Annotated in this window: 13 protein-coding genes; 3 read left to right on the top strand and 10 right to left on the bottom strand. The window is 76.0% G+C overall.

The genetic code is table 11. From position 1 onward, the window contains the following. Positions 1-51: 51 nt before the first annotated feature. From ACIGG8_RS08815 to ACIGG8_RS08805, 3 genes are all read right to left on the bottom strand, one after another. Complete coding sequence (locus ACIGG8_RS08815; RefSeq protein ID WP_396546519.1) at positions 52-885, bottom strand: hypothetical protein; 834 nt, start codon at positions 883-885, stop codon at positions 52-54. 96 nt (positions 886-981) lie between these two features. Continuing rightward, a complete protein-coding gene (locus tag ACIGG8_RS08810) occupies positions 982-1,284 on the bottom strand; it encodes a hypothetical protein (protein WP_396546518.1) in 303 nt (100 codons plus the stop codon). A gap of 100 nt (positions 1,285-1,384) precedes the next feature. Beyond that, positions 1,385-2,428, bottom strand: coding sequence for an NAD(P)-dependent alcohol dehydrogenase (locus ACIGG8_RS08805; protein ID WP_396546517.1), 1,044 nt, complete (start codon positions 2,426-2,428; stop codon positions 1,385-1,387). A gap of 253 nt (positions 2,429-2,681) precedes the next feature. Between ACIGG8_RS08805 and ACIGG8_RS08800 the strand changes: the two genes are divergently transcribed. Next, on the top strand, positions 2,682-3,206 hold the full coding sequence (locus ACIGG8_RS08800; RefSeq protein ID WP_396546516.1) for a signal peptide protein: 525 nt from the start codon (positions 2,682-2,684) through the stop codon (positions 3,204-3,206). A gap of 36 nt (positions 3,207-3,242) precedes the next feature. Here the strand turns inward: ACIGG8_RS08800 and ACIGG8_RS08795 are convergent, their stop codons facing one another. From ACIGG8_RS08795 to ACIGG8_RS08765, 7 genes are all read right to left on the bottom strand, one after another. After that, positions 3,243-4,337, bottom strand: coding sequence for an LLM class flavin-dependent oxidoreductase (locus ACIGG8_RS08795; protein WP_396546515.1), 1,095 nt, complete (start codon positions 4,335-4,337; stop codon positions 3,243-3,245). Between the two features lie 78 nt (positions 4,338-4,415). Further along, entirely contained in the window at positions 4,416-5,441 is a 1,026-nt protein-coding gene (locus ACIGG8_RS08790; RefSeq protein ID WP_396546514.1) for an LLM class F420-dependent oxidoreductase, read from the bottom strand. Between the two features lie 38 nt (positions 5,442-5,479). Continuing rightward, positions 5,480-7,108, bottom strand: coding sequence for an ABC transporter substrate-binding protein (locus ACIGG8_RS08785; RefSeq protein ID WP_396546513.1), 1,629 nt, complete (start codon positions 7,106-7,108; stop codon positions 5,480-5,482). A gap of 12 nt (positions 7,109-7,120) precedes the next feature. Further along, a complete protein-coding gene (locus ACIGG8_RS08780; RefSeq protein WP_396546512.1) occupies positions 7,121-7,942 on the bottom strand; it encodes an ABC transporter ATP-binding protein in 822 nt (273 codons plus the stop codon). Then, positions 7,939-8,721 (bottom strand): ABC transporter ATP-binding protein, encoded by a 783-nt coding sequence (locus tag ACIGG8_RS08775; RefSeq protein WP_350524663.1) that lies wholly within the window; start codon positions 8,719-8,721, stop codon positions 7,939-7,941. The genes ACIGG8_RS08780 and ACIGG8_RS08775 overlap by 4 nt, the downstream gene beginning before the upstream one ends. Further along, a complete protein-coding gene (locus ACIGG8_RS08770; RefSeq protein ID WP_396546511.1) occupies positions 8,718-9,599 on the bottom strand; it encodes an ABC transporter permease in 882 nt (293 codons plus the stop codon). Before ACIGG8_RS08770 ends, ACIGG8_RS08775 begins: the two co-directional genes overlap by 4 nt. A gap of 1 nt (position 9,600) precedes the next feature. Next, positions 9,601-10,545 (bottom strand): ABC transporter permease, encoded by a 945-nt coding sequence (locus ACIGG8_RS08765; protein WP_396546510.1) that lies wholly within the window; start codon positions 10,543-10,545, stop codon positions 9,601-9,603. Between the two features lie 640 nt (positions 10,546-11,185). On the opposite strand from ACIGG8_RS08765, the gene ACIGG8_RS08760 reads away from it, so the two are divergent. After that, positions 11,186-12,148 carry a LuxR C-terminal-related transcriptional regulator gene (locus ACIGG8_RS08760; protein WP_396546509.1) on the top strand — a complete coding sequence of 321 codons (963 nt, stop codon included), beginning with the start codon at positions 11,186-11,188 and terminating at the stop codon, positions 12,146-12,148. 351 nt (positions 12,149-12,499) lie between these two features. Continuing rightward, positions 12,500-13,399 carry a hypothetical protein gene (locus tag ACIGG8_RS08755; RefSeq protein ID WP_396546508.1) on the top strand — a complete coding sequence of 300 codons (900 nt, stop codon included), beginning with the start codon at positions 12,500-12,502 and terminating at the stop codon, positions 13,397-13,399.

The following is a 13,399-nucleotide window of genomic DNA, read 5'->3' as shown; positions in this document are numbered from 1 at the left end:
TGGGGCCCCCGGGCGGGTGGCGCAGCGCCGGTCGGACAGCCGGTCAGCCGGTCAGCCGGCCGGGCGGCCGAGGAAGCGGTGCAGCGAGTCCGCCATCGCCCGGACGAAGCGCTCCCGGGTCTCCTCGGGCACCAGGTCGAGCGACAGGTAGGGGTTGAGGTCCTCCAGCTCGACCAGCAGCAGGCGCCCGTCCGGCGCCCGGCAGGCGTCCACCCGCTGGATCCCGTGGTCGAGGGTGTTCCAGTCCACGAAGCGCCGGGCGAAGTCGAGGTCGGCCGCGCTCGGCTCGTACGGCTCCAGCACCCAGCGGCGGTCCGGGTCGGGCGCGTGGAGGGCGTACTGGAAGGCGTCGTCCACGAAGTAGAAGGAGACCTCGTAGCGGAAGTCGATCCGCGGCTGGACCAGCAGGCCGCCCCATGCGAGGCCGTCCAGCTCCTCGCGGCCGAGGAAGCGCAGACCTATGCTGTCGGCGCCCTCCTCGGGCTTCACCGCGTAGCGGTCGGCGACGGGCAGCCGGGCGAGGTCCTGCGGCCGGTCGACGGTGGGGATGACCGGGAGGCCGGCCTCGGTGAGGTCGAGCAGGTAGCGCTTGCCGGCCATGTCGCCGCGGCCGGTGAGCGGGTTGTACACCCGGACGCCGGCGGCCACGGCCTCGGCGCGGAAGCGGGCGTACTCCTCGCGGTAGTGCAGCACCGGCCCGCTGTTGCGCACGACGACCGCGTCGAAGCGCCCCATCAGCGCCCGGGCGTCGAGCGGGTGGCACAGGGCGAGGTCGAACCACTCCCGCAGCCGGGAGGTGAGCAGGACGTCCTCGTCGCCGTAGCGGCGGCCCCGGGCCGGGTAGGCCAGATCGGTCACGTACAGCAGGCTGGGACGGTCGGGCACGGGCGCTCCCTCGGTCGGTGGCGGGGGAGCGAATCTACCGGCCGGGCGGGCGGCCGCCCGGCCGGGGGCCCTCCGGCGGGTGCGCGGGGCGGGGGCTCAGTCCTGGAAGGTCCGCTCGTTCAGCACGTCGAGGTTGCGGAAGGTCGGCGGGCCGTCGCACAGCGCCGCGACCCGGGTCGCGAACGCGGCGGTCTCCGGGCGGGCGGAGTTCTCCATCGCCACCTCGTGGGAGGGGAACTCCACGATGTCCAGGTACACGTCCTGGCCGTCGCGGTCACGGGTCTGCACGGAGCGGGTCACCAGACGGTGGCCGGCGTTCTCCTCGACCCAGCTGTCGAGCAGGGCGGTGAACTCGTCGATGCGACTCGTCCGGTACTCGATGATCTGGATGAACTTCACGTGGCGGCCTCCTCGGCTCGGTGCAGGGGCAGTCGACTGCCTCCTCCAGGGTCGCCCCGGCGGTCGTGCCCGGCCACCGCTCCCGGCGGCGCACGCGGCGTCAGAGGGTCGCGGTGTCGATGACGAAGCGGTAGCGGACGTCGCTGCGCAGGACCCGTTCGTAGGCCTCGTCGGCCTGGTCCGCGCGGATCGTCTCGATCTCGGCCGCCACGCCGTGCTCGGCGCAGAAGTCCAGCATCTCCTGGGTCTCGGCGATGCCGCCGAGGCCCGAGCTGCTCAGACTGCGGCGGTTGCCGTTCAGGGACTGGAGTTCGAGGTGCACCGGGTCCTCGGGCAGGCCGAGGTTGACCAGCGCGCCGTCGGTGCGCAGCAGGGCGAGGTAGGCGCCGAAGTCGAGCGGCGCGGAGACCGTGTTGAGGACGAGGTCGAAGGCGCCTGCGAGCTCCTCGAAGGTCGCCGGGTCGGCGGTGGCGTGGTAGTGGTCGGCGCCCAGCCGCAGGCCGTCGTCCTTCTTGCGCAGGGACTGGGACAGCACGGTGACCCGGGCGCCGAGCGCGTGCGCGAGCTGCACGCCCAGGTGGCCGAGACCACCGAGGCCGACGACGGCGACCGTCCGGCCCGGGCCGGCGTGCCAGTGCCGCAGTGGGGAGTAGGTGGTGATGCCGGCGCACAGCAGCGGGGCGGCCACGTCCAGCGGCAGGGCGTCCGGGATGCGCACGACGTAGTTCTCGTCGACGACGATCTTCTGCGAGTAGCCCCCGTAGGTGGGCTGCCCGTCGCGGCCGACGGCGTTGTACGTCCACACCGGGCCGTCGGAGCAGTACTGCTCCAGGCCGGCCCGGCAGTTCCGGCACACCCGGCAGGAGTCGACCATGCAGCCGACGCCGACCCGGTCGCCGACGGCGAACGCCGCCACGCCGGGGCCCCGGGCGGCGACGACGCCGGCGATCTCGTGGCCGGGCACCATCGGGAAGATCGCGGTGCCCCAGCCCTCGCGGACCTGGTGGATGTCGGAGTGGCAGATGCCGACGAAGGCGATGTCGATCAGGACGTCGTGCTCACCGACCGAGCGGCGGGTGACGGTCGTGCGCTCAAGCCGGGCCCTGGCGGCGGGTGCGGCGTAGGCGGCGACGGTGGTGGTCATGGCGGCTCACACCCTTCGGTGGGGATGGCCCGGGGCCGGGCCGTTCGACGGATCCGGCCCCCGCCGGCTACGGACCCCTACCGCCATTGTCGGCGCCCCGGCACCGGGCGGCTCCCGGACCTCGCGGGGCGGGCCCGGGCGGGCGGCCCGGTCCGGCGCGGATGCGCGTTGGGCCGTCGGAGTGCAGGGTGGACGGGTAGATCCGGCCACCGGTGGACGTCCGGGGAGCCGAGAACGATCGAAGGAGGCCGCCATGCCGACCAGGAAGCTCCTCGGCCGGGCCCTGGCCCTGACCGCCCTCGCCGCCCTGCCGGCCGCCGGGTTCGCGCTGCCCTCGCCGGCGGTCGCCGCCGCGGCCCCGGCCGCCGCTGCCCCCGCAGTCTCCGCCGCCTCCGCCCCGCAGGCGGTGGCGGTCGCCGTGCCGACGTCCTTCGTCGACCTGCCGAGCCGCCCGCTGCCGTCCGACCACGCGCCGCACCGGATCACCGTCACCTACCGCAACCCGACGGCGGCGGACCAGACCGTCGCCCCGCAGATCCTCGTCGAGTCGCCGGACGACGGGCCCTTCCTCACCCCGGCGAACGTCAAGCTGGAGGTGCTGAGCGGCGGCCACTGGAGGGCGGTGCCGCTGGGCAGCCAGACCGGCACGCTGTTCACCACCCTGACGTCGGCGAAGCTGGTCCTGCACAGCCACCACACCCTGACCCAGCACTACCGGATCACCGTGCTGAAGGCCTCGCCGGGCACCATCCAGCCCCGGGTGGCGCTGTACGGCTGACGCCCTCGGGCGCGGGGTTCGGGCGGTCGGTGCGGTTCACCAGTCGCGGCGGTCGGCCGGGGTGCCGAGCCCGGCGCGCAGGTGGCGGACGAGGGCGCGACGCAGCTCCCGGTCGTGATCGGTCTCCACGGAGAGGTCGAGCTGGACGATGTCCACGCCCGCCGAGCGCAGCAGCCCGATGCGGGCCGCGACGGTGGCCGGGGAGCCCGCGTAGGCGGCGGTGAGGGAGCGGCGGATGTAGGCGGCCACCTGCTCGTCGCCGTGGTCGGGGTCGGAGCGGCCGCGCTCGCGGTCGCGGTCGAGCTGGACGGCCTCGCGCCAGCGGCCGTCGGCGCCGCCGGAGGTGAGGCGCAGGGCGTCCCGGCGCAGTCGGCGGACGCGGTCGCGGGCCTCCTCGTCCGTCTCGGCGAGGACGACGGTGACGTGCCGCCAGATCCGCAGCGAACGCCCGTGGACGGCGGCCGCCGCGCGGGCCTCGGCGATCCGCCGCCGGGTGTCGGGCAGCGGCAGCGGGCCGACGGCGTACACCTGCGCGTAGCGGGCCGCGAGGTCGAGGCCCTGCGGTGAGGAGCCGCCGAAGGAGAGCAGCTCGCCGCCCGGTCCGGGACGCAGGCCGGGACGGGCGGCCGCCACCGTGTAGAACTCGCCCTCGTGGTCGATGTCGCGGTCGGCGGCCAGGTAGCGGGTGAACAGGTCGAGGTACTCCTCGGCCCGGCGGTAGCGCCCGGCCTTGTCGAGGACGTCGCCGTCGCGGGCGGTGTCGCGGTCGCTGGAGCCGATGATGACGTGCGCCGCCGCCCGTCCGCCGGAGAGGCGGTCCAGGGTCGCCAGGGTGCGGGCGGCCACGGTGGGCGCGGTGGTGCCGACCCGGTGGGCGACGGCGACGCGCAGCCGGCTGGTGGCGGCCAGCGCCCAGGAGGCCACCAGCCAGGGGTCGGGCCACGAACTGGACTGCACCACCAGGGCGCTGTCCAGGCCGTCCTCCTCGTTCTCGCGCGCGGTGCGGGCGACGTACGCGGGGTCGGCGGTGCGGTCGCGGCCGTCGGGGGCCCAGCGCAGGGCCTGGCGCTCCTGCGGGGTGCTGCCGGGGACGGGGGCGGCGCGGACCCCGCCGCGGATCTCCAGGGGCACGGGCTCTCCTCGGGGGAACTCGGACGGGAAGGTGGACGGGAAACGGTCGGGAAGTGGGGCGGGCGGGGGAGGGGCGGGTCAGCGGGCGGCCGGGCCGAGCCGGGCCAGGGTGTCCAGCAGCTTGGCCCGGCTGACGAACACCTCGGGCGGCAGCGAGACGTACAACTGGATGGTGGTGACGCCCGGGCGGTGGTAGGCCAGGATGCGCTCGCGGCACTCCTCCGGGGAGCCGCTGACGAAGAGCCCGTCGACGACCTCGTCCGGCAGGGCCTTCTGGGCGCCCTCATGGTCCCCCGAGGCCCAGAGGCGGTGCGTCTCGGCGAGCAACTCGCCGTGGCCCAGCCACTCGTGGAACTTCCGGTACGGCTCGCGGTTGAGGATCCAGGCCAGGAACGGCCGGGTGGCGCGGTGGGCGTAGTCGGTGTCCTCGGTGGGGCAGACGAAGACCTTGACCACGAGTTCCTTGCCGGGCGGCTGCGGGCCGACGGTGTCCAGGATCTTCGGCACGTCGTGCGGGAACAGCAGGTTGGTGATGGCGCCGTCCCCCTCGGTGAAGCCGAGCCTGAGCATGTTCGGCCGCAGCGCGCCCAGGATCACCTTGACCGGTTCGGCCGGCGGGTGCGGCAGCCGGTAGCCGGTGATGTCGAAGGTGTCGAACCCGCCGGTGACGTACTCGCCGCGCAGCGCCCGGGTGACGAAGCGCAGCACGTCCCGGGTGCGCTTGAACGGCTCGTCGAAGGGGATGCCGTTGATGTCGGTGACGTGCGCGGGGACGGACGCTCCGATGCCCAACAGGACCCGGCCGGGCGCCAGTTGGGCGAGCGTCGCGGCGGTCTGGGCGAGCACCGCCGGACCGCGGGTGTGCACCGGGACGATGCCGGTGGCGATCCGCAGCGAGGTGGACCACGCCGCGGTGGCGGCCAGCGGGGTGAAGGCGTCGGTGCCGCCGCCCTCGGCGCTCCACACGTCGGTGTAGCCGAGGTCGGGCAGGCGCTCGACCAGGAAGCGGTGCCGGTCGATGGTCAGGCCCGGCAGGGGCAGGGTGATGCCCCACTTGGGCGGCTCGGTCTCGGTGTGGTGGTGCGGCGGGTGCGGGCTGGTCATCGGGCGGGTTTCCGTTCTGTGGGACTCGGGGGCGGGGCTCAGCCGACCCAGACGGTGGTCAGGTCGAGGAACCAGGACTGCGGTTGGACGAGTCCGTGGACCTTCGGCGAAAGGGCCCGCGGATTGCGGTCGTTGACCACGAACAGCCAGGGCGCGTCCTGGGTGACGAGCGTGAGGGCCTTGCGGTATCCGGTCTGCCGGGCGGCCTGGTCGGCGTCGGCGGCGGAGGTGGCGAGCAGCTGGTCGACCTGCGGGTTCGCGTAGTGGCCGGTCCAGAACGGGCTCGTGGAGCCGATGAACAGCGGCAGCAGCGCCTCGGACTGGAACAGCGTGGTGGACTGGGCGACGGCGTCGGAACCGAGCGCCACCTGGCCCTTGGCCTCGGCGCCGATCAGGGTGGTCCAGTCGGTGGTGCGCAGTTCGACCTTGATGCCGACGGCGGCGAGGTCCCGCTGGAGGGCCTCGGCGATCGGCACCGGCAGCAGGTTGCCGCTGCCGCCGGTGGGCACGGTGACGGAGGTGGTGAAGCCGTTCGGGAGACCGGCCTCGGCGAGCAACTGCCGGGCCTTCGCCGGGTCGTGGGAGTAGGCGTCGCCGGCGGGGTCGTAGGCGGCGGTGGCGCGCGGCGCGGCCTGGTAGGCGGGGTCGGCGGTGCCGTGCAGCAGCTTCTCGGCGATGGCCCGGCGGTCGATGGCGTAGTTGGCGGCCCGGCGCACCCGCGGGTCGTTCCAGGGGGCCTTGGAGGTGTCCAGGATCCAGTACCACAGGTGGTCGTAGCTGTTGGTGGCGATGGTGACGCCGTCGGCCTTCAGGCTGTCGATGTCGTCCGGATTCGGGTACTCGATCCAGTTCGCGCCGCCGGAGCGCAGGGCCGCGGTGCGGGCGGCGGCGTCCGGCAGGGCCTTGATCACGAGCCGGTCGAGCCTGGGTGCGCCGCGCCAGTAGTCCTTGTTGGCGGCGAGCTCGATCTGCTGGCCCTCGGTCTGCGAGACGAAGGAGAACGGGCCGGTGCCGACCGGGTGCCGGGCGAAGTCCGCCGAGCCGGTCCTGCGGACGGCGGTGGGGCTGGCGATCAGGACGTGCGCGAGGTCCTCCGGGAAGTGGCCGTTGGGCTCCTTGGTGACCAGTTCCACGTGGTCGGCGTCGGTCTTGCGGTAGGAGGCGATGTCGCCCGCGTACTCCGCGGCGGCGGCGCCGAGGGCGTCGGTGTACTCGGGGCTGCTCTTGTCGAGGTAGCGCGCCAGGTTGAAGACCACGGCGTCGGCGTCGAAGGGGGTGCCGTCCTGGAACTTCACGCCCTTGCGGAGGGTGAAGGTCCAGGTCCTGCGGTCGGCCGCGACCTGCCAGTCGGTGGCGAGGGCGCCGGTGACCGCCGGCGGCTTGTCGGTGTCCGTCAGCAGCTCGTAGCGGGTGAGGCCCTCGTACAGCTGGAAGGAGACCAGCCGCTTGCCCTCGAATCCCGCGCCGCCGATCACGGTGTCGGTGTTGGGCAGCTTGCCGGTGGCGCCGATGACCAGGGTCCCGCCGCGGCCGGTGCCGCCGCCCGCCCCGGTGGAGCCGTCGCCGGAGCCGCCGCCGGGCCCGGCGCAGCCGGCCGCCGCGGCGAGCAGGACGGCGGCGGCCGGCAGGGCGACGGCTCTGGAGCGGGTACGGGCGGTGCGCGTCATGGTGGTTCCTCGTCAGATGTGGTCGGTGGTCAGGTGGTTCGTCGTGCGGGGGAGCCCGGGTGCGGGCGGGGCGGCGCCGGTGGCGGCGTCCAGCAGGGCCCGGGTGTACGGGTGCGCGGGGGAGTCCCAGAGCCGGTCGGCGGGGCCCTCCTCGACCACCCGGCCGTGCCGCAGCACCAGCACCCGGTGGGCGAGGCGGCGCACGACGGCGAGGTCGTGGGAGATGAACAGGTAGGCCAGGCCGGTGCGTTCGCGCAGCTCGGTGAGCAGGTCGAGCAGGCGGGCCTGCGCGGCGCGGTCCAGGGCGGAGGTCGGCTCGTCGCAGACCAGCAGGTCGGGCCCGGTCGCCAGGGCGCGGGCGACGGCCACCCGCTGCAGCTGCCCGCCGGACAGCTCGCGCGGATAGCGGGCGGCGAGCGCGGGCTCCAGACCGACCTGCGCGAACAGCCGGGCGACGGCCGCGGCACGCTCGGCGCGCGGCGTGCCGTGCAGCCGCAGCGCGAAGCCGACCGCCTCCCCGGCCCGCAGCGCCGGGTTGAGCGAGCCGCGCGGGTGCTGCGGGACGAACTGCAGCCGGCCCCGCAGCGCGCGGTCGGCCCGGCCGCGCAGCCGGTACGGGTCGCGGCCGGCGAAGCGGACGGTGCCGGAGTCCGGGGCGAGCAGGCCGAGCGCGAGGCGGGCCAGGGTGGACTTCCCGGAGCCGGACTCGCCGACCAGGCCGACGGTCTCGCCGGGGGCGACGGCGAGGCTGACGCCCTGCAGGGCCGTCCGGTCGCCGTAGCGCTTGCCGACGCGGTCCAGGGCGAGCAGGGGAGCCGTGGCGTCGTGGTTCACCGGCGGGCTCCCGGTTCGGCGGCCACCAGGGCGGCGGTGAAGGCGTGGTCGGGTCGGTGGAGCACCCGCTCGGCCGGGCCGAGCTCGACGACCCGCCCGGCCCGCATCACGGCCACCGTGCCGCCGATCCGCCGGGCCACCGCCAGGTCGTGGGTGACCAGCAGCAGGGCGATGCCGCAGTCGGCGCGCAGGGCCCCGAAGAGGTCCAGGATCCGGCCGCGGACCAGGGCGTCCAGCGCGGTGGTCGGCTCGTCGGCGATCAGCAGCTCCGGGCCGCAGCAGATCGCGAGGGCGATCGCGGCGCGCTGGCGCAGGCCGCCGGACAGCTCGTGCGGGTACGCCCGGGCGACCCGCTCCGGATCCGGGACGCCGGCGGTGGCGAGCAGCCCGGGGACGGCGGCGCGGGCGGCCCGTCGACCGGTGGCACTCCCGTGCCGGCGCAGCACCTCGGCGATCTGCGGGCCGATCCGGCGCAGCGGGTCGAGCGAGGCGCCCGGGTCCTGCGGCACGTAGCCGATCCGCCGGCCGCGGACGTCGCACAGGGCGCGCTCGTCGAGCGCCCGCAGGTCCGTCCCGGCGAGGCGGACGGCCCCGGTGACGGCGGCGCCGCGCCCGGGCAGCCCGAGCACCGTACGGGCGACGGTGGTCTTGCCGCTGCCGGACTCGCCGAGCAGCACCAGGGCGCCGCCGGCCGGCAGGGCGAGGGAGACCCCGTCGACGGCCCGGACGCCTCCCGGGTACCCGACGGACAGGCCGTCGACCTCCAGCAGCGCGCTCACCGGACCACCTGCTCCGCGGCTCGTCGCGGCGCCGCCGGGACGGCCCGCGGCAGGTGTGCGGCGCCGTCGCCGACGCGGGTGCGCAGCGCCTCGCCGAGGGTGTTGAACACCACCGAGACGGCGAGGATGACGAGGGCCGGCAGCACCGCCACCCACGGGTGGGTGAGCAGCGCGGGCCGCAGCTCGTCCAGCATCGCGCCCCACTCGGCGGTCGGCGGTGCGACGCCGAGCCCGAGGAAGGACAGCCCGGCGGCGTACACGACGGCCAGCCCCACCAGCGAGGAGGCGTACACCAGCACCACCGGCGCCACCACGGGGGCGACCTGGCGCAGCACCAGCGCGCTCCGGCCGGCGCCGCTGACCCGGGCGGCCTCCAGGTACTCGGAGCTGCGGATCCGCCGGGCCTCGGTGAAGGCGACCCGGGCGACCGCGGGGGTGAGCACCACGGACAGCGCGAGCACGGTCGCGCCCAGGCCGGGGGTGAGCAGCGAGGCGACGGCGATCGCCAGCAGCACACCGGGGAAGGCGTAGAGCACGTCCAGCGCGCGCAGCAGCGCCTGCTCGGTGAGGCGGCCCCCGAGCCCGGCCGTGATGCCGAGCAGCGTGCCGGCGACGGTCGCGACGGTGACCGGCACGAGCCCGCCGGTGAGCGAGGCGCGCCCGGCCCAGATCAGCCGGCTCAGCAGGTCGCGGCCCTGCCCGTCGGTGCCGAGCGGGTGGCCGGGGCTGCCGGGGTCGAGCAGCCGGTCCGCGAGCCGTCCGGCGGCCGGGTCGTACGGGGCGACCAGCGGGGCGGCGAGGGCGAGCAGGACGAGCAGCACGGCGAGGGTGCCGGGCACGGCCAGGCCGAGGTTGCGTCTGAGCCACGGAGTCGACACGTCAGATCCTCACCCGCGGGTCGATCGCCGCGTGCGCCGCGTCCACCAGGACGTTGACGCCGACGAACGCGACCGCCACCACCAGCACCCCGCCCTGCACCAGCGGCAGGTCGCGGGCGGTGAGCGCGTCGTACAGCAGCCGGCCGATGCCGGGCCAGGCGAACAGGGTCTCCACGAAGACCACCCCCTCCAGCAGGTAGGCGAGTTGCAGGCCCCCGATGGTCAGCAGCGCGGGCGAGGCGTTGTGCACGCAGTGCCGCAGCACGGCGGCGGGGCGCAGGCCGCGGGCGCGCAGCGAGTCGGCGAGCTCACCGGCCAGGACGGTGCCCAGCGCCGCCCGGAACACCCGCGCGGTCAGCCCGAGCGGTACGAGCGCGGCGGCGACCGCCGGCAGGACCAGGTGCCGGGCGAGGTCGGCCGGGCCGCCGGGGCCGAACACGTCGTGGGTGCCGCCGGCCGGCAGCCAGCGCAGCCCGACCGCGAAGACGGCGATCAGCAGCAGCGCCACCGAGTACTGCGGGGCGGACACCGCGAGGGTGGACAGCGCGCCGGAGATCCGGCCGCCGGGACCGCGCGGGCGCAGCGCACCGAGGGCGCCGAGCGCCACCCCGCCGACCAGGACCAGCAGGAACGCGGCCGCGGTCAGGACGAGCGTCTGGCCGAGCGCGGGGAGCAGAAGGTCGACGACCGGGCGCTGTCCCGAGACGGAGGTGCCGAGGTCGCCGGTGAGCGCGTGGCCGAGCCAGTCGGCGTAGCGGACGGGCAACGGCTGTTCCAGGCCCAGCCGTTCGGCGAGTTCCCGGCGGGCCTCGGGCGGCGCGCCCGGACCGAGGAAGGCGGCGACCGGATCGCCCGGGACGAGCGCGACGGTCGCGAAGACGACGGCGGTGACGCCGAGCAGCGTGGGGACGGCCGGCAGGAGCCGGCGCAGCAGGAACCCGGTCACCCGTCGGCCCTCCGGGACGGGGCGCCGGGCGGGCCGGCGGCGGGCCGGTGGGGTGGCGCGGGCATGGCGGTGCTGTTCCTTCCGGTCGGGGTGTCGGGCCGTCATTACGCCGTCGGGGCAAGGGCGTTCGGCCGTACGGGACGGGGGTCGCCGGCGCCGTCGGGGCGCCGTCGCGACGGCCGCGGCCGCTTGGAGGAGCGTTGCGGACGGACGGCCCGGACAGCCAGTCAGTTCCTGATGCTGTTACCCGTGGTCACAGGATCCGCGGTGGCGGGAGCGCCACTGCCGGGGCTGCCGGGGCCCGGTCCCGTCCTTGACCTGCACAAGGAACCGGACCTAGGGTTCCCGGCATGGCTATCCGGCGGACCGACTTCACCCTGGTGGGGATCGGCGGCTCGTGGCACCGCAGGTCCTTCGACGAGCTCTGTCGACCGCGCGCCGCGCGCTGACCGCCCCGGTCCACATCCGCCGCGGTCGGCGCTCCCTCCTCTCCCGGATCCGCGCCCGACGCCCGTCCGCGTCCCCGACGGATCCCCGCCGCAGCACACCGCGTCCATGGCGGCCGACCGGCCGCCGGCTAGGGGGACCGCATCGCCATGCCACACCACAGACATCCAGCCTCCGCCCCCGGAGGTGCCCGATGGCAGCAGTGAGCACCTTCGCCGGGCCGACCGCCCCGACCGGCCCGCGCGGCCGGCGGCTCCCCGCCCGCCGCAGCACCTGCGGCGGCACCGGTGCGGGGGACGTCCCCGCCACCAGCCCCGTCACCGCCCCCGCCACCGTCACCGCCACCGCCCCGGACCGGCCGCAGGCCGAGACCGACAACCCGCTGGACCTGATCGCCGGTCACCAGCTGCTGGCCGAACCGGCGCCGCCCGCCGCGGGCCGGGCTGCGGCCGGCTGCGGCTGCGGCCACCCGATGTGCGTGGACGAGGACCGCGACCGCACCGCGCTCGCCCGGGTCTTCCTGGTCGAGCGGCACTCCGTCGCCAGCGCCGGACTGCGCAGCGTGCTGGCCACCGCGCCCGGCCTGACGGTGGTCGGCTCCACCGGCGACCCACTGCGCGCGGTGGCGGCCGTGCGCCGGATCGCCCCCGACGTCGTGCTGCTCGGCCGCGGCGCCAGCCTGGAGGAGGACCTGGCGACCGTGGTGGCACTGCGCGGACCGGACGGGGCGCCCGACGCGCGGGTCCTGCTGCTGCGCCGGGCCGAGTCGACCGCCGAGGCCTCCCGGATGCTGCTGGCCGGAGCGGGCGGGTGCTTCCCGCTCGACCTGGCCGGTGAGCGGATCATCGGCGCCGTCCAACTCGCCGCGGCCGGCGCGTCGGTGTTCCTGCCGGCGCCGCCGCCCGCCCGGATCCACGCGGCGGCCCCCGTCCGGCACCTGGGTGAACTGCCGCCGCAGCGCGCCGGGTTGACCGAGCGGGAGCGGGAGGTGCTGGTCAAGCTGGGGCTCGGGCTGAGCAACGCCGAGATCGGGCGCGAACTCGCCCTGGCCGAGGCCACCGTGAAGAAGCACCTCACCCAGGCCATGCGCAAGATCGGGCAGCCCGACCGGCTGCGGGCCGCGCTCTACGCCCACCGCCACGGGCTCGCCGGGTAGTCCCGCCGCCGCCCCCACGGGGACGTCCGGACGCCCGGACGCCCGGACACGCAGACACGCAGACACGCAGTCACCGCCCGAGGGCGGGTCCCGCCGGTACGCGGGGCCCGCCCTTCGTCGTGCCCGGGGCCCGCGCTTGGTCGCGCCGGGGCCGGGCGGGTGGCGCGCGGTTCCCGGGAGGGGCGGGAAGGGCTCGCGCAGGGCGACCTTCGGAGCATCCGCACGGCGACGATCGGCGCCCCGACCGGCGCCGTTCGGGGCTACCGGGCCGCGCGGGCCGCTTCGTAGCGTGGCGGGAACGACGACGACACGACGGTCCGAAGGATCGTTCAGCCGAAGGGAGATGGCCCGATGGGGGGTGTGTCCGACGGGACCGGCGCTCCGACCGGCTCCGCTGCCCGGGCGGGCGGCGAGGCCGGCCCGCGTACGGCGGTCCTGGCAGCCGCGAGCCAACGGCACCCCGGCGCGGAGCAGCCGAGGTCCCCGTACCGGGGGATGCCGGACGCCGAGCGGTCCGCGCTCTGGCGGCAGCGGCTGCACGAGGCGGAGGCCGGCCTGACGCGGTACCTGGTGTCACGCGGGGACGAATTGCACCTCACGGACTGGTTCGTCCTGCAGTCCGAGCTCTTCGCCGACCTGCCCGGGCCGGACGCGCCGGCCGTCGAGTGGCAGCGGGTGTTCTTCCGCGACCAGGCGCTGATGGAACGCTTCCTCGTCCTGCGCTACGGCGAGCAGGTGCTCGGCGACTGGGCCCGGTCCAACGCCGAGGTGCACCGGGAGGTCGAGCCCGACCACGGCCGGGGCGCCGCCGACCCGATCCACCGGATCGCCCGGCAGGCCGAACTGTACGGCTCGCACTACGAGTTCGACGACGACACGCCGCCCGGCCCGGAGCACGCGGCGCTCACCATCACGCACTGCGCGATCTGGGACTACCGGGAGAAGGCCCGGCGCTCGGGCGTCCGGCTGACCCTCGCCTCGCCCTGCACCTACTGCACCGAGGCGCTGTCCGCGAACATCCGCGCCAAGGGCTACCGGCCGGCGCACCGGCTGACCCACGGCCCGACCGGCCACGGCTGCCGCTGGGAGTCCACGACCGCCGACGAGCCCGCGACCGCGGCTGCCGTCGAGCCCGCGACCGCGACCGCGACCGCGACCGCCGTCGAGCCCGTGACCGCGACCTCGACCGAGCCCGGGCCGCCCGCCGGAACGACCGGGCCCACCGCCACCGACGAACCCGGGGAGTCCTGA

Source organism: Kitasatospora sp. NPDC085464 (genome assembly GCF_044541955.1).
In the GTDB taxonomy this organism is placed as follows: domain Bacteria; phylum Actinomycetota; class Actinomycetes; order Streptomycetales; family Streptomycetaceae; genus Kitasatospora.
Note: the sequence above shows the minus strand (reverse complement) of the source record. Positions and strands in the feature narration are given on the sequence as shown.